Genomic DNA, 15,408 nt, shown 5'->3' with positions numbered 1-15,408 from the left:
TCACTGCGCCGCCTTGGCGGGCAGCACCGCCCCGCCGGGACGCCGCGCCTTCAGCTCCTCCGAGATCAGGAAGGCCAGTTCCAGCGACTGCTCGGCATTCAGCCGCGGGTCGCAGAAGGTGGCGTAGTTGGCGGCCAGGTCAGCCTCCGTCATCCGATGCGCGCCGCCCAGGCATTCGGTCACGTTCTGGCCGGTCATCTCGACATGCACGCCGGCCGGGATGGTGCCCTCCGCCGCATGGCAGTCGAAGAAGCGGCGGATCTCGGACAGGATCGCGTCGAAGGACCGCGTCTTGTACTCGCCCGCCTTCACGGTGTTGCCGTGCATGGGATCGCAGAGCCAGACCACGTTCCGCCCGGCGCGCTTCACCGCGGCCAGCAGGCCGGGCAGCTTCGCCTCCACCTTCTCCGCCCCCATCCGGGCGATCAGGGTCAGGCGGCCCTTCTCGTTGGACGGGTTCAGGATCTCGGTCAGCCGCACGAGTTCATCCGCCTCCATGGAGGGGCCGACCTTCATGCCGATGGGGTTGGCCACGCCGCGCAGGAATTCCACATGCGCGCCATCCGGCTGCCGGGTGCGGTCGCCGATCCACAGGAAGTGGGCGGAGCAGGCGAAATGCCGCCCGGGATGGGTGGAGGGCTGGCGGGTCAGCGCCTCCTCGAAGGGCAGCAGCAGGGATTCGTGGGAGGTATAGAACTCCGTCTCCCGCACCTGCGGCAGGTCGGACATGCCGCAGGCGCCCATGAAGCGCAGCGTCTCGTCGATCCGGTGCGCCAGGCCCGCATAGCGGTCCGCCAGCGGGCTGCGGGCGGCGAAGTCCAGGTTCCAGCGATGCACCTCATGCAGGTCGGCATAGCCGCCCGTGGCGAAGGCGCGCAGCAGGTTCAGGGTCGCGGCCGATTGCAGATAGGCGAATTCCATCCGCGAGGGGTCCGGCACCCGGGCCTCGGGCGTGAAATCCGGGCCGTTGACGATGTCGCCCCGATAGGAGGGCAGCGTCACGCCCCCTATCGTTTCGCTGTCGCTGCTGCGCGGCTTGGCGAATTGCCCGGCCATGCGGCCCAGCTTCACCACCGGCAGCGCCGCCCCGAAGGTCAGCACAACGGCCATCTGCAGCAACACCCGAAAGGTGTCGCGGATGGTATTGGCATGGAATTCGGCGAAGCTCTCCGCGCAATCGCCCCCCTGAAGGACGAAGGCATGGCCATCACCCGCACGCGCCAGCTGGGCCTTCAGCCGATCAGCCTCACCTGCAAAAACGAGGGGCGGAAATCGGCGGACCTTGTCCTCGATGGCCCGCAGCTGGGCCGGGTTGGGATAGTCCGGAACCTGCCGGATGGGCATTGCCCGCCAGCTGTCCGGGGTCCACACGCGCGCGTTCATTATGGTCCGTGCTCCACTCCTGGCCGCAAGCTTAGCGCCAGGAGCCGGCTTGTGAAACTCCGGCCTATTCGGCCGCCTGCTGGCTGGGCGGCTGCACCCCCGCCTCCCGCGCCCGGGTGCGGAGGGTGACGAATTCCTCGGCGGCCGTCGGATGGATGCCGATGGTGCGGTCGAAATCGGCCTTGGTCGCCCCCATGCGGACGGCGATGCCGATGCCCTGCATGATCTCGGCCGCATCCTCCCCCAGCATATGGGCGCCCAGCACCTTGTCCGTCTTCTGGCAGACGACGAGCTTCATCAGGGTGCGGCGCCCCTGCCGGCCGCTGATGGTGTGGCGCATCGGGGTGAAGCGGGTGACATAGACATCGACCGGCCCGCGCGCCGCGGCCTCGGCCTCGGACAGGCCGACGGTTCCGATCGGCGGGTTGGTGAAGACCGCGGTCGGCACATCGTCGTAGGAGGCCTTGCGCGGCTTGTTGCCGAACAGCGTATCGGCCAGGGCATGGCCGGTGGCGGTGGCCATGGGGGTCAGGTTGACCCGGTCGATCACATCGCCCAGGGCGTAGATATGCGCCTGGCTGGTCCGGTGATCCTCATCCACCACCACCGCGCCGGATGCATTGGTCTCGACCCCAGCTTCCTCCAGCCCCAGGCCGGCGGTGTTCGGGCTGCGCCCGGTGCAGAAGAAGACGGCATCGGCCTCCCGCATGAAGTTGTTCGACATGGCGACCATCAGGTGGCCGTTCACCTGGGTGATGCGGGTGGGCGAGACATCGGGGTTCAGGCGCATGCCCTGGCCCTGCAGCGCCTCCACCACCGCGGTGCGGATATCGTCGTCGAAGCCACGCAGCGGCAGGGCAGCGCGGTACATCACATCGACCTCCGCCCCCAGGCCGCGCAGGATGCAGGCGAATTCCAGCGCGATATAGCCGGCGCCGATCACCACGACGCGCTTCGGCAGCGCCTTCAGGGTGAAGAGGTCGTCCGAGATCAGGCCAAGCTCCGCGCCCGGAATCTCCAGCCGCTGCGGCGTGCCGCCGGTGGCGATCAGGATCCGCTCCGCCGTCACCCGCTGCTCGCCCACCTGCAGGGTATGGGCATCCAGGAACTTCGCGCGGGCATCGAAGGTGGTGACGCCATTGCCGGCGAGCAACTTGCCATAGATGCCGGACAGGCGCGCCACCTCCCGGTTCCGCGCCTCTGCCAGCCTGGCCCAGTCATGGCCCTTGACCTCGAGGTCCCAGCCGAAGGCGGCGGCGTCTTCCGCCCATTGGCCGTATTCGGTGGCGTTCACCATGATCTTCTTCGGCACGCAGCCGACATTGACGCAGGTGCCGCCCCAGAACCGCTCCTCCGCCACGCCCACCCGGGCGCCGTGGCCGGCCGAGATGCGGGCGCAGCGCACGCCGGCGGAGCCGCCGCCGATGACGAAGAGGTCGAAGTCGTAGGCCATGGTGGTCAGGTCCCGATGCCGCCAAGGGCCAGATACTTGATCTCGAGGTAATCCTCGATCCCGTATTTCGAGCCTTCGCGACCCAGACCGCTCTGCTTCACGCCGCCGAAGGGCGCGACCTCGGTCGAGATGATGCCCTCATTGATGCCGATGATGCCGGCCTCGATCGCCTCCGCCACGCGGAAGATGCGGCCAATGTCGCGGGAGTAGAAATAGGCGGCCAGGCCGAATTCGCTGTCATTGGCGAGCGCCACCGCCTCCTCCTCCGTCTTGAAGCGGAACAGGGGGGCGACGGGGCCGAAGGTCTCCTCGCGGAAGACCATGGCGCCGGGGGGCACATCGGCCAGGATGGTCGGCTGGAAGAAATTGCCGCCGCGCTCATGCCGCTTGCCGCCGGTGACGATGCTGGCGCCCTTGGCGGTGGCGTCGGCGATATGCTCCTCCACCTTCGCCACGGCATCGGCATTGATCAGCGGGCCCTGGGTGACCCCCGGCTCCATGCCATTGCCCACCTTCAGCGCCTCCACCGCCGCCTTCAGCTTCTGGGTGAAGGCGTCGAAGATGCCGTCCTGCACCAGGATGCGGTTGGCGCAGACGCAGGTCTGGCCGGTGTTGCGGTACTTGGAGGCGATGGTGCCCTGCACCGCGGCATCCAGATCCGCATCGTCGAAGACGATGAAGGGCGCATTGCCGCCGAGTTCCATCGAGGTCTTCTTGATGGTGGGCGCGCATTGCGCCAGCAGCTTGCGGCCGACCTCGGTGGAGCCGGTGAAGGACAGCTTTCGCACCAGCGGGTTGGAGGTGAGCTCGCCCCCCGTCTCGCCGGCCGGGCCGGTGATGATGTTGCAGACGCCGGGCGGCATGCCGGCGCGCTCCGCCAGCACCGCCAGCGCCAGGGCGCTGAAGGGGGTCTGGGAGGCGGGGCGGATCACCCCCGTGCAGCCCGCGGCCCAGCCGGGACCCGCTTTCCGCGTGATCATCGCCGCCGGGAAGTTCCAGGGGGTGATGGCGGCGAAGACGCCGATCGGCTCCTTCAGCACCAGGATGCGGCGGCCCTTGGCATTCTGCGGGATGGTATCGCCGTAGATGCGCTTCCCTTCCTCGGCGAACCATTCGATGAAGCTGGCTGCATAGGCGATCTCGCCCTTGCTCTCGGCCAGCGGCTTGCCCTGCTCGGCGGTCATGATGGCAGCGAGGTCGTCGGTATTCGCCAGCATCAATTCGAACAACTTGCGCAGGATGGCGGCGCGGTCCTTGGCCAGCATGGCGCGCCAGCCGGCGAGCGCGGCATGGGCCGCCTCGATGGCGCGGCGCGTCTCGGCGGCGCCCAGCGCCGGAACCTCGCCGATCACCTCCCCGGTCGCGGGGTTGCGCACGGCGATGGTCTTGCCGCTATCCGCCTGGATCCATTGGCCGCCGATGCAATTGGCCTGGCGGAACAGGTCCGAGTCCTTCAGCGGCAGCTTGGCCGTGACGTCCAGCATATCGGCGCTCCTTCCCTCGGTAGGTGCCGAAGATAGAGCTTCGCGCCACCGATGTCAGGGGCGGCTCAGCCGGTCAGCGGCACGACGGCGGTGGGCCGGGGCTTCGGGCGGCGGCCGAGCGACCAGTTGTTGGCCATGCGGATTTCCGGGTTCGGCACCGTCCAGCAGGCGCCATCGGCATCCAGGAAGACCACCCACATGAGGTGGCTCTCCGGCCCATAGTCGAGCAGGAAATGCGCAAGGCCCGGGCCATGCGGCGTGGTCATCGGAAGCGGCGGGTTCAACTGCTGCAGCGTGGCCATGGCATGCCCTTCTGGACGTCGTTGGTCCCCTTCAACGTGGCTGGCCGGGGCGGGATGGCATGCGACGGGAAATTGATGGGCGCGGGCACGGCGCAGCCGCTGCCGGGTCGCAGGGGCTTGGATCGATCACGGCTTGGCGCGTACCAAAATCTCCGCGCGGCGGCTATGCGGGTCGAGCCGGCTGTGAAGGTCCCGCGGCTCGGCGGGCGGGGTGGTGATCTCGATGCTGTCGCGCGGGATGCCCAGGCGCTGCAATTCCTCTGCCACCGCCTCCGCCCGCCGCCGGCTCAGCAGCCCGTCGAGGCGCGGTCCCTGCTGGTCCTGGGCGAAGCCCTGCACGATGAGGACGGGCGCCGCGCCGCCGCCGCGCGCCGCCTGCCAGTCCCGCGCGATGCCGGCCAGCAGGTCGTGGCAGGGCTCATCCAGCATGATGCCGCCGCGCGGGAAGAGGCAGGCGGGCGGTAGGGTCTGCGCCGAAGCCATGGGGGCGAGGAGCAGCAGGATGGGCAGCAGAAGCAGGCGCATGCCCAGGCCATCCCACGCCCCGTCGCCCCTGGCCAGCCGCCGGCTTGACGTTCCGCCTTCGTTCGCCCTAATCCCAGCCCAGGCCGCCAGCCGGGACCTTCTGCCGGGAATTCCGCCTCTGACCCCCGCCCCCACGCTGCGCCTCACGCGCCTCCGGCTCACCGATTTCCGGTCCTATGCCAGTTTCGAGCAGCGTTTCGCGGGCCGCATCGTCGCCATCGCGGGCGCGAATGGCGTGGGCAAGACCAATCTGCTGGAGGCGATCAGCCTGCTCGGCCCCGGCCGCGGCCTGCGCGGCGCGCGGGCCGGGGAGATCGGGCGGCGCAGCGCCGGGGAGCCTGCCCGCCCCTGGGCCGCCTTCGGCGCCTTCGAGGGGCCGGACGGCCCCACCGAAATCGGCACCGGCACGATGGGCGAGGCCGCTGATTCCAGCCGCCGCAAATACCTGGTGGATGGCGAGCCGGCGAAGAACCAGGCGGAGCTGGCCGGGCGAGCCGCCGCGGTCTGGCTGACGCCGCAGATGGACCGGCTGTTCCAGGAAGGCGCCTCCGGCCGCCGGCGCTTCCTGGACCGGCTGGTCTGGGCGCTGGACCCCGGCCATGCGCGGGAAGTGGCGGCGCATGACACGGCCATGGCCGGGCGCAACCGGCTGCTGGCCGAGGGCCGCCGGGATGCCGGCTGGCTGGCGGCGCTGGAGGATGCCATGGCGCGGCATGCGGTGGCGGCCGTGGCGGCGCGGCGGTCGCTCGGCCAGCGGCTGAACCTGCTGCTGGCGGCCGGCACCGCCACCGGCGCCTTCCCGGCCGCGCGGCTCGACCTGGTCTGCCCGATCGCGGCCGCGCTGGACCAGGCGCCGGCCCTGGCGGTGGAGGACCAGCTGCGGGCGGGCCTGGCCGCCAGCCGGGCGCGGGATGCCGCGGCGGGCGGCGCCGCCCAGGGGGCGCACCGAACCGACATGGACCTGGTGCACCTGCCCAAGGGGCTCGAGGCGGCACTGTGTTCCACCGGGGAGCAGAAGGCGCTGCTGGTCTCCGTCGTGCTGGCCCATGCCGCACTGATCGGCGCCGCCCGGGGCTTCGCGCCGCTGCTGCTGCTGGACGAGGTGGCGGCGCATCTGGATGCGACGCGGCGGGAGGCGCTGTATGCCGCCCTGGCCCAGCTGCCGGCCCAGGTCTTCCTGACCGGCACCGATGCCGAGGTCTTCGCCCCCCTGCAGGGCGTGGCGGAAAGCTTTGCCGCGACGCCGGAGGGCTTGCTGCCGGCCTGACCCACCCCTCCCCAGGCCCATCCAAGGATGCCGCATGGCAAATCCAGCGATTTCCGGCTATAGAGTCTAGTGCCTTAACCCGCGCGAATCCCTGTATCAGAGGGGTTTCAAGCCACAGTCAGGAGCCTCCGCCGGCATGTCCGACGCCGCCGCGCGCGCCAATCCGCCCAATACCCCGGCCTCCGGGGGCGGCGACCCGAATCCGGGTGCCGATACCTATGACAGCGCCTCGATCACCGTGCTGCGGGGGCTGGAGGCCGTGCGCAAGCGGCCGGGCATGTATATCGGCGATACCGATGACGGTTCCGGCCTGCATCACATGGCCTTCGAGATCATCGACAATGCGGTGGACGAGGCCCAGGCCGGCTTCGCGACCCGCTGCGACGTGGTGCTGAACGGCGATGGCAGCGTCACCGTCACCGATGACGGGCGCGGCATTCCGGTGGACATGCATGCCGAGGAAGGCGTTTCGGCCGCCGAGGTGGTGCTGACCCGCCTGCATGCGGGCGGCAAGTTCAACCAGAACAGCTACAAGGTCTCGGGCGGCCTGCACGGCGTCGGCGCCGCGGTGGTGAATGCGCTGTCCGAATGGATGGAGGTGCGGATCTGGCGCGACGGCCGCGAGCACTTCATCCGCTTCGAGCACGGCGATACCGTGCAGCCGCTGACCATCACCGGCGAGTCCGCGCACATGCACGGCACGCAGGTGACCTTCAAACCGGCGGCCACGACCTTCACCAAGACCGAATACGAATACCCGATCCTGGAACGCCGCCTGCGGGAGCTGGCTTTCCTGAATTCCGGGCTGAAGATCTCGCTGCGCGACGACCGGCACGTGCCGGCGGTGGAAGCCAACTTCGAGTTCAAGGGCGGCCTCATCGCCTTCGTCGAATGGCTGGACCGCAGCAAGGAGCCGATCTTCAAGCCGCCGATCAGCCTTGTGAGCAAGGAAACGGACGGCATCCGCGTCGAGCTGGCGATGTGGTGGAACTCCAGCCCGCATGAAGTCGCGCTCTGCTACACCAACAACATCCCGCAGCGCGACGGCGGCAGCCACCAGGCCGGCTTCCGACAGGCGCTGACGCGCATCGTGATGAAATACGCCGAGGACCTGGCGAAGAAGGAAAAGGTCGAGCTGATCGGCGACGACATGCGGGAGGGCCTGACGGCCGTGCTCTCGGTGAAGGTGCCGGATCCGAAGTTCAGCTCGCAAACCAAGGACAAGCTGGTCTCTTCCGAGGTGCAGCCGGTGGTGCAGGTGGCGGTGGCCGATGCGCTGTCCCACTGGTTCGAGACGCATCCGAAGGAAGCCAAGCTGGTGCTGGAGCAGGTCGTGCTCTCGGCCGCCGCCCGCAAGGCGGCGCAGCTGGCGCGCGACAAGGTCGGCCGCAAGAACGCGCTGGATATCTCCACGCTGCCGGGCAAGCTGGCCGATTGCCAGGAGAAGGACCCGGCCAAGTCGGAAATCTTCCTGGTCGAGGGTGACAGCGCAGGTGGCTCCGCCAAGCAGGGCCGCGACCGGCGATTCCAGGCGATCCTGCCGCTGAAGGGCAAGATCCTGAATGTCGAGCGCGCGCGGATGGACAAGATGCTGTCCTCCGCCGAGATCGGCACGCTGATCACGGCGCTCGGCACCGGCATCGGCACGGGGCCCGAGGATCGCGGCGGCTTCTCCGCCGACAAGCTGCGCTACCACCGCATCGTCATCATGACGGACGCCGACGTGGACGGCAGCCACATCCGCACCCTGCTGCTGACCTTCTTCTTCCGGCAGATGCCGTCGCTGATCGAGCGCGGGCACCTCTATATCGCGCAGCCGCCGCTGTATCGCGCCAAGCGCGGCAATGACGAGCGCTACCTGAAGGACGACCGGGCGCTCGAGGACTTTCTTTTGGAGAAGGCGCTTTCGGGCGCGCGCATCCGTTTTGCCGATGGGCGGACGCTTGCCGGCGACGAGTTGCATGAGGAGGTGGAGCGGCTGCGCCAGGTGGCGTCCCGCATCCGCAGGCTGGCCACGCAGGTGCCCGCCGGCATCATCGAGCAGGCGGCCGTCGCCGGCGCGCTGACGCCGGATGTGGACCGGGCGCTGGCCGGCGCGGCGCTGCTCGCGCAGCGGCTGGATGCGCTGGCACCGCCTTCCGAGCGCGGCTGGAAGGCCACCGCCGATGCCTCCGGCCTCAACCTGTTCCGCGTGGTGCGCGGCGTGACGGAGCGCCACGCGCTGGACCCCGCGGCGCTGCGCAGCGCCGAGGCGCGCTGGCTCGACGAGCGCCGCGAGGTTTTTGCCCGCGACTATGCGCAGGGGCCGGCGATGCTCGCCTTTGACAGCACGGAGACGACGCAGCACGGCCCGCTGCTCGCCTTCGACCGCGTGCTGACCCAGGGCCGCCGGGGCCTGACCATCCAGCGCTTCAAGGGGCTGGGCGAGATGAACCCCGACCAGCTCTGGAAGACCACGCTCGACCCCGCCGTGCGCACGCTGCTGCGCGTGCGGGTGGAGGATGTGGAGGATGCGGAGCAGGTCTTCTCGACGCTGATGGGCGACGTGGTGGAGCCGCGCCGCGAATTCATCGTGGGGAACGCGCTGAAGGTCGCCAATCTCGACGTGTGAGGCATGCGCCGTGGCCACTGAACCGACCAAGGGGCCAGCCTCCTACTTCCCCTCGATCGAGAAGACCTATGGCAAGCCCATCGCGCATTGGCAGGAGCTGGTGCGCCAGCGCCTGCCGGCCAGGCACATGGAGCTGGTGGCCATGCTGAAGACCGAGCACGGCATGGGCCACGGCCATGCCAATGCCATCGTGGCGCATGTCCTGGCGGCCCCGAAGGGCTGAGGCGCGCCGGCCTGCAGATTGACGCAGTGCAGCATCGCCCGTAAAGCCCCGGCTTCCCAAACCCGCAAAGCCTCAATCGGCGCAGCCTTATCGAGCGCCGGAGGCGCCGCGTGACCATGTCCATGACCTTCGCCGACCTGTCCCTCGCGCCCGCCCTGCTGTGCGCGCTGGCCGAGGAGGGCTACGCCACCCCCACCCCTATCCAGGCGCGCTCCATCCCGCTGCTTCTGGAAGGGCGCGACCTGCTGGGCATGGCGCAGACCGGCACCGGCAAGACGGCCGCCTTCGCCCTGCCGCTGCTGCATCGCCTGGCCGCCACGCCGCGCCCGGCGCCCACCGGCGGCGCCCGCGTGCTGGTGCTGGCGCCGACGCGCGAGCTGGTCTCCCAGATCGCCGACGGCTTTGCCAGTTTCGGCCGCCACCTGCCGCTGCGGGTGACGACGATCTTCGGCGGCGTCAGCCCCTTCCACCAGGTGAATGCGCTGAAGGCCGGCGTCGACATCATCGTGGCCGCGCCGGGCCGCCTGCTGGACCTGATCGAGCAGGGCCATTGCGACCTCTCGCAGCTGGAGGCACTGGTGCTGGACGAGGCCGACCAGATGCTCGACATGGGCTTCGCGAAGCCGATCGAGCGCATCGTGGCGACGCTGCCGCAGGACCGGCACACGCTGCTCTTCTCCGCCACCATGCCCAAGGCCATCGCGGCACTGGCCGAGAGCCTGCTGCGCAAGCCCGAGACGGTGCAGATCGCGCCGCCCTCCACCACCGTCGACCGGATCGCGCAATCCGTGATGTTTGTCGAGGCCGCCGACAAGCGCGCGGCCCTGCTGGCGCTGCTGCAGGCGCCGGGCATCGGCCAGGCCGTGGTCTTCACCCTGCAGAAGACCATCGCCAACGAGGTGTGTGCCTTCATCACCGAGGCCGGCATCACGGCCGAGGCGCTGCACGGCAACCGGTCCCAGGGCCAGCGGGAACGTGCGCTGGAGGCCTTTCGGGCCGGGTCCGCGCAGGTGCTGGTGGCCACCGACATCGCGGCGCGCGGCATCGACGTCGACACCGTCACGCATGTCTTCAACCACGACGTGCCGAGCCTGCCGGAAAGCTACGTCCACCGCATCGGCCGCACCGGCCGCGCCGGGCGCAGCGGCATCGCCATCACGCTCTGCGATGCCGAACAGCGCGCCTGGCTGCGCGAGGTGGAGCGCGAGATCGGCCGCGCGCTGGAGGTGCAGGGCGATCACCCCTGGCATTCGGAAGCCGCGCGCCTTTCGACGCAGCCCCCGCCCGTGCTGGGCGGCGGACCGGTGAAGGAGATCAAGCCGCAGCAGAAGCGCGAGCGGAAGGTCTGGACCGAGGAAGAGAAGCTGGCGGCACGCCAGGCCGCGCAGGCGGCCTGAGACCCCTCACGCCCCGGCGCAGTCCAGCAGGACGCGCGCCAGGGCGGAGGTCCGGCCGCGCGGCGTGGCGAGCCAGATGCTGGTGGTGGCACCCGGCTCCGCCAGCTCCCGATGCGTCACCTCCGCCACGCGGATCTGCGCCAGCGAGGCCGGCATCACCGCGATGCCGAAGCCGGCGGCGACCAGGCCGATCAGCGTCGAATTTTCCCGGGCTGTCTGGGTGATGTCGGGCGTGAAGCCGGCGGCGCGGCACAGCGCCTCGAATTGCGCATGCAGCGTGGTGCCTACGGAGCGCGCGAAGAAGATCAGTTTTTGCTCGGCCAGGGCCGCGATCGGTAGGGGCCCCTGGTCGCGCGCCAGCGGGTGATCCTCCCGCATCATCGCGACCAGCCGCTCCCGCAGCAGCTCCACCGCCGCGACGTCACCGGGGATGTCGGCGGCGGAGGGGCAGCGCAGGAAGCCGGCATCCAGCGCGCCGCGGCGCAGCGCATCCACCTGTTCCAGCGTCGGGCTTTCCTGCAGCGCCAGATGCACATCCGGCAGGCGGCGCCGGAAGCCCAGCACGGCCTCGGTGAAGACCGGCAGCAGCGGGGCAGAGGCGAAGAGGCCGATGCGCAGCTCGCCGATCTCCCCCCGCCCGGCGCGCCGCGCCACCAGGACCGCGCGGGCGGCCTGTTCCAGCGTGGCACGGGCCTCCGGCAGCAGCATGCGGCCGGCCTCCGTCAGCGCCACGCGGCGGGTGCCGCGTTCGAACAGCGGCGTGGCGAGTTCCGCCTCCAGCTGCTGGATCTGCTGGCTCAGTGGCGGCTGCGCCATGCCGAGGCGGCGCGCGGCTCGGGTGAAATGCAGCTCCTCGGCCACCGCGACAAAGTAGCGCAGATGCCGCATTTCCATATCTTGCCCCTCTCAATACAGATGCGTTTGATATTGGACGAGTTGTTACGCCGCGCCTAGCGTTTCCGTCGCAAGAGCGGGAAAGGCGTGTCCCTTGGAGTCCTTCGATCCGATCACCCTGGAGGTCTACTGGAGCCGGCTGATCTCCATCGCCGATGAGGCGGCGACGGGCCTGCTGCGCACCGCCTTCTCCACCATCGTCCGCGAGTCCAACGATTTCGCGACGGTGCTGATGGACGCGAAGGGCGACTCCATCTCGGAAAATACCGGCGGCATCGCCTCCTTCTCCTGCATCCTGCCGAAGACGACGAAGCACTTTCTGGCGCGCTTTCCGATCGAGACCTGGCAGCCGGGCGATTGCGTGATCACCAACGATCCGTTCCTCGCCACGGGCCACCTGCCGGACTTCACCGCGGTCTCGCCGATCTTCCACAAGGGCAAGATCGTGGGCTTCGCGGGGTCCATCGCGCATTCGCCGGATGTCGGCGGCGCGCTGTGGTCCGCGGATTGCCGCGAGCTCTTCGAGGAAGGCATCCGCATCCCGCCCTCGCGCCTGTTCCGTGCGGGGCAGCGCAACGAGGATCTGGTGGAGCTGCTCTCCGCCAATGTGCGCATCCCCGGCCCCGTGATGGGCGACCTGGAAGCGCAGGTGGTGGCGAATGAGGTGGCGGTGCGCCGCCTGGCCGAATTCCTGGAGGATACCGGCCTCGAGGACCTGCAGGGCCTGTCTGAGGCTTTGCAGATTCGTGCCGACCAGGCGATGCGCCGCGCCATCGCGCAGGTGCCGGACGGCACCTACAACGCCACCATCGAGGCCGACGGTTTTGACGACATGGTCACGCGCATCGTCTGCGCCGTGACGGTGACGGGCGAGACGATGCATATCGATTTCGCCGGCACCTCGCCGCAGATCGATCGCGGCATCAACTGCGTGCTGAACTACACCCATGCCTATTCGGTCTATCCTGTGAAATGCGCGCTGGATCCCTTCACGCCGCGCAACGAGGGCAGCTACCAGGCGATCACCGTCGCGGCGCCGGAGGGTTCGATCCTCAATCCGCGCTTCCCCGCGCCCTGCAGCGCGCGGCAGCTGACGGGGCATCTGCTGGCGGGCGCGATCTACAAGGCGCTGGCGGATGTTCTGCCGGACAAGGTGCTGGCGGAATGCGGTGGCGCGCCGACGATGCGCGCGCTGTTCAGCGGCATGGACCAGAATGGCGACCGCTTCTCGCAGGTTCTTTTCGCGAGCGGCGGCATGGGCGCGAGCCCGCATCGCGACGGCCTGCCGACCACGGCCTTCCCGACCAATGTCGGCGCCGGCTCCATCGAGGCCTATGAAAGCGTTGCGCCTTTGCTGGTCTGGCGGAAGCAACTGCGCGCGGATTCCGGCGGGGCCGGACGCTTCCGCGGCGGGCTGGGGCAGGAGGCGGAGATCGAGGTACGCACGCCGGCCGCGGTGCGGCTCTCGCTGCTGTCCGACCGCCGCGACCATCCGGCCGAGGGCCTGCTCGGCGGCGGGCCGGGCGCGCCTGCGGTGATCGCCATCGATGACGGCACCAGGCCGCATCCGAAATCGCGCACCAGTGTGGAGACCGGGCGGCGCGTGACCTTGCTCTATCCGGGTGGCGGCGGCTTCGGCGATCCGAAGCAGCGGGACCCTGACGCCGTGCGCGCGGATATCCGCGACGGCTACATCACCGAAGAGGCGGCCATGCGTGACTACGGGGTGAAGGCATGAGCGGGACTGCGCGCATTGGCGTCGACGTCGGCGGCACCTTCACGGATTTCGTGCTGCATGATCCGGTCCGCAAGCTGGTCGCGACCGGCAAGCGGCTGACCACGCCGGACGATCCCAGCGAGGCGATTATCGCCGGCACCATGCGGCTGCTGGAGGAGACGGGGCTGAAGCCCGCCGACCTGCACAGCATCGTCCACGGCACCACGCTGGTGACCAACACCATCATCGAGCGCACCGGCGCCACCGTCGGCCTGCTGACCACCGCCGGCTTCCGCGACGTCATCGAGATCGGCCGCGAGACGCGCTACGACCTGTATGACCTGTATCTGGAAGCGCCGCCCACCCTGGTGCCGCGGCATCGGCGCCTGGAGATTCCGGAACGCATCGACGTGCATGGCGCGACGCTGCTGCCGCTGGACGAGCAGGCGGTGCGCGATGCAGTGAAGCAGCTGGTCGAGGTCGAGAAGATCGAGGCGCTGGCCATCGCCTTCATGCATGCCTATCACGCCGACCAGCACGAGGTGCGCGCCGGCGCCATCGTGGCGGAGATGTATCCGGACCTGCCGCTGTCGCTGTCCTCCCGCGTCGCGCCGGAGATCCGTGAATTCGAGCGCACCAGCACCGCCTGCGCCAATGCCTATGTGCAGCCGCTGATGCGCCGCTATCTGGACAAGCTGGAGGCGGATTTGGCCGCGCTCGGCTTCGTCGGGCGGCTGCATGTCATGCTTTCGGGCGGCGGCATCGCGGCGGTGCGGGATGCGAAGGAATTCCCGATCCGGCTGATCGAGTCCGGCCCGGCGGCGGGGGCCATGGCCGCCTCCTTCCTCGCGCGCCTCACCGGCGAGATGCATGTCGTGTCCTTCGACATGGGCGGCACCACCGCAAAAATGTGCCTGGTGGAGAATGCGGCGCCGGACCGGAAGTTCGATTTCGAGGCGGGGCGCGTGCGGCGCTTCCAGAAGGGTTCGGGCCTGCCGCTGAAGGTGACGGTCGTCGACATGATCGAGATCGGCGCCGGCGGCGGCTCCATCTCCCGCGTCGACGAGGCATCCGGCCTGATGAAGGTCGGGCCGCGCAGCGCGGGCGCCAAGCCGGGGCCGATCTGCTACGGCCGCGGCGGCACGGAGCCAACCGTCACCGACGGGGACCTGGTGCTTGGACGGCTGGACCCAAAGTACTTCCTGGGCGGGGAGATGGCGCTGGACCCGAATGCGGTGCAGCGCGCGATCGAGACCGGCATCGCGAAGAAGCTGGGCGTGGAGCGCGACATGGCCGCCCTCGGCATCCGCCGTATCGTGGATGAGACGATGGCGGCCGCCACGCGCATGCATCTGGCGGAGAAGGGGCGCGATCCGCGTCGCTACACGCTGATCGCCTTCGGTGGCGCCGGGCCGGTGCATTCCTACGATCTCGCACGCCTGCTGAAGATGAAGCGCATGCTGGTGCCGCTGGGGGCCGGCGTCGCCTCGGCGCTCGGATTCCTCGTCGCGCCGCCCGCCACCGATCTGGTGCGCAGCCATGTCGGCCGGCTGGAACGGCTGGACTGGGCGCATGTGAACGGGCTGCTGGCGCAGATGGAGGCGGAAGGACGCGCGCTGCTGCTAGAGACCGGCGCCGATCCGAACCAGATCACGGCCGTGGCCGCCGCCGATATGCGCCATGTCGGCCAGGGATTCGAGATTCCCGTGAGGCTGCCTTCGATGAAGCTGAGCGCGGCGGACCTGCCCGCCATCCGGGAAAACTTCTTCGAAAGCTATCGCGAACGCTTCGGCCGCGCGCTGACCGACCTGCCGATCGAGGCGCTGTCCTGGCGCGTCGCCTGCCTTGCGCCGGGGCGCGACATTCAGCTCGCCGAGGTGGCCAATACCGCGACCGAGAGCTTCACCGATGCCGCGAAGGCCGCGCGCGGGGTGCGGGAGGTGCTGTTCGAGGGCCTCGGCTGGCGCCCCTGCCACGTCTATGACCGCTATGCCCTGGCCCCCGGCGCAAGCTTCACCGGCCCCGCGCTGGTGGAGGAACGCGAATCCACCTGCGTCATCGGACCGGATGCGAAAGTCTCGGTGGATCGCTTCCGGAATCTGGTCGTCGAACTGCCCTGACCGGGCTCATACTCCACAACGCCGCGCCACAA

12 protein-coding genes are annotated in these 15,408 nt (G+C 69.5%); 6 read left to right on the top strand and 6 right to left on the bottom strand.

Annotated elements, in window-relative coordinates:
• From J3S20_RS17030 to J3S20_RS17010, 5 genes are all read right to left on the bottom strand, one after another.
• Positions 1–1,383: a class II 3-deoxy-7-phosphoheptulonate synthase gene (locus tag J3S20_RS17030; RefSeq protein WP_216837712.1), complete on the bottom strand. Its 1,383-nt coding sequence runs from the start codon at positions 1,381–1,383 to the stop codon at positions 1–3.
• A gap of 64 nt (positions 1,384–1,447) precedes the next feature.
• Positions 1,448–2,836 carry a glutathione-disulfide reductase gene (gorA, locus tag J3S20_RS17025; protein WP_216837711.1) on the bottom strand — a complete coding sequence of 463 codons (1,389 nt, stop codon included), beginning with the start codon at positions 2,834–2,836 and terminating at the stop codon, positions 1,448–1,450.
• Between the two features lie 5 nt (positions 2,837–2,841).
• Positions 2,842–4,320 carry an NADP-dependent succinate-semialdehyde dehydrogenase gene (gene gabD / locus J3S20_RS17020; protein ID WP_246602959.1) on the bottom strand — a complete coding sequence of 493 codons (1,479 nt, stop codon included), beginning with the start codon at positions 4,318–4,320 and terminating at the stop codon, positions 2,842–2,844.
• 65 nt (positions 4,321–4,385) lie between these two features.
• Complete coding sequence (locus J3S20_RS17015; RefSeq protein WP_216837710.1) at positions 4,386–4,622, bottom strand: hypothetical protein; 237 nt, start codon at positions 4,620–4,622, stop codon at positions 4,386–4,388.
• Between the two features lie 126 nt (positions 4,623–4,748).
• A complete protein-coding gene (locus J3S20_RS17010; RefSeq protein WP_216837709.1) occupies positions 4,749–5,147 on the bottom strand; it encodes an OmpA family protein in 399 nt (132 codons plus the stop codon).
• On the opposite strand from J3S20_RS17010, the gene recF reads away from it, so the two are divergent.
• From recF to J3S20_RS16990, 4 genes are all read left to right on the top strand, one after another.
• On the top strand, positions 5,146–6,414 hold the full coding sequence (recF, locus tag J3S20_RS17005; RefSeq protein ID WP_216837708.1) for a DNA replication/repair protein RecF: 1,269 nt from the start codon (positions 5,146–5,148) through the stop codon (positions 6,412–6,414). The genes J3S20_RS17010 and recF overlap by 2 nt on opposite strands.
• A gap of 136 nt (positions 6,415–6,550) precedes the next feature.
• Positions 6,551–9,025, top strand: a complete 2,475-nt coding sequence (gene gyrB / locus J3S20_RS17000) for a DNA topoisomerase (ATP-hydrolyzing) subunit B (protein WP_216837707.1) — start codon at positions 6,551–6,553, stop codon at positions 9,023–9,025.
• Between the two features lie 10 nt (positions 9,026–9,035).
• On the top strand, positions 9,036–9,248 hold the full coding sequence (locus tag J3S20_RS30300) for a DUF4287 domain-containing protein (RefSeq protein WP_216837706.1): 213 nt from the start codon (positions 9,036–9,038) through the stop codon (positions 9,246–9,248).
• Positions 9,249–9,364: 116 nt separating this feature from the next.
• Positions 9,365–10,645, top strand: a complete 1,281-nt coding sequence (locus J3S20_RS16990) for a DEAD/DEAH box helicase (RefSeq protein WP_216838142.1) — start codon at positions 9,365–9,367, stop codon at positions 10,643–10,645.
• Positions 10,646–10,651: 6 nt separating this feature from the next.
• Here the strand turns inward: J3S20_RS16990 and J3S20_RS16985 are convergent, their stop codons facing one another.
• On the bottom strand, positions 10,652–11,539 hold the full coding sequence (locus J3S20_RS16985; RefSeq protein WP_216837705.1) for a LysR substrate-binding domain-containing protein: 888 nt from the start codon (positions 11,537–11,539) through the stop codon (positions 10,652–10,654).
• 94 nt (positions 11,540–11,633) lie between these two features.
• Here J3S20_RS16985 and J3S20_RS16980 point away from each other — a divergent pair, with 94 nt between their 5' ends.
• Entirely contained in the window at positions 11,634–13,277 is a 1,644-nt protein-coding gene (locus J3S20_RS16980) for a hydantoinase B/oxoprolinase family protein (protein WP_216837704.1), read from the top strand.
• The gene (locus J3S20_RS16975; protein WP_216837703.1) at positions 13,274–15,376 is read left to right on the top strand and encodes a hydantoinase/oxoprolinase family protein; all 2,103 of its coding nucleotides are present in this window, start codon (positions 13,274–13,276) and stop codon (positions 15,374–15,376) included. The genes J3S20_RS16980 and J3S20_RS16975 overlap by 4 nt, the downstream gene beginning before the upstream one ends.
• Positions 15,377–15,408: the final 32 nt, after the last annotated feature.

The sequence above is a fragment of the Falsiroseomonas tokyonensis genome (genome assembly GCF_019024325.1).
GTDB lineage: Bacteria > Pseudomonadota > Alphaproteobacteria > Acetobacterales > Acetobacteraceae > Falsiroseomonas > Falsiroseomonas tokyonensis.
This window is presented reverse-complemented; position numbering and strand designations above follow the sequence as displayed.

Excerpts from the sequence above, each read along its gene's own strand:
- gabD (WP_246602959.1), bottom strand. The coding sequence starts at position 4,320 with ATGCTGGACGTCACGGCCAAGCTGCCGCTGAAGGACTCGGACCTGTTC.
- J3S20_RS16985 (WP_216837705.1), bottom strand. The coding sequence starts at position 11,539 with ATGGAAATGCGGCATCTGCGCTACTTTGTCGCGGTGGCCGAGGAGCTG.
- gyrB (WP_216837707.1), top strand. The coding sequence starts at position 6,551 with ATGTCCGACGCCGCCGCGCGCGCCAATCCGCCCAATACCCCGGCCTCC.
- J3S20_RS16990 (WP_216838142.1), top strand. The coding sequence starts at position 9,365 with ATGTCCATGACCTTCGCCGACCTGTCCCTCGCGCCCGCCCTGCTGTGC.
- recF (WP_216837708.1), top strand. The coding sequence starts at position 5,146 with ATGCCCAGGCCATCCCACGCCCCGTCGCCCCTGGCCAGCCGCCGGCTT.
- J3S20_RS17030 (WP_216837712.1), bottom strand. The coding sequence starts at position 1,383 with ATGAACGCGCGCGTGTGGACCCCGGACAGCTGGCGGGCAATGCCCATC.
- gorA (WP_216837711.1), bottom strand. The coding sequence starts at position 2,836 with ATGGCCTACGACTTCGACCTCTTCGTCATCGGCGGCGGCTCCGCCGGC.
- J3S20_RS17015 (WP_216837710.1), bottom strand. The coding sequence starts at position 4,622 with ATGGCCACGCTGCAGCAGTTGAACCCGCCGCTTCCGATGACCACGCCG.
- J3S20_RS16975 (WP_216837703.1), top strand. The coding sequence starts at position 13,274 with ATGAGCGGGACTGCGCGCATTGGCGTCGACGTCGGCGGCACCTTCACG.
- J3S20_RS17010 (WP_216837709.1), bottom strand. The coding sequence starts at position 5,147 with ATGCGCCTGCTTCTGCTGCCCATCCTGCTGCTCCTCGCCCCCATGGCT.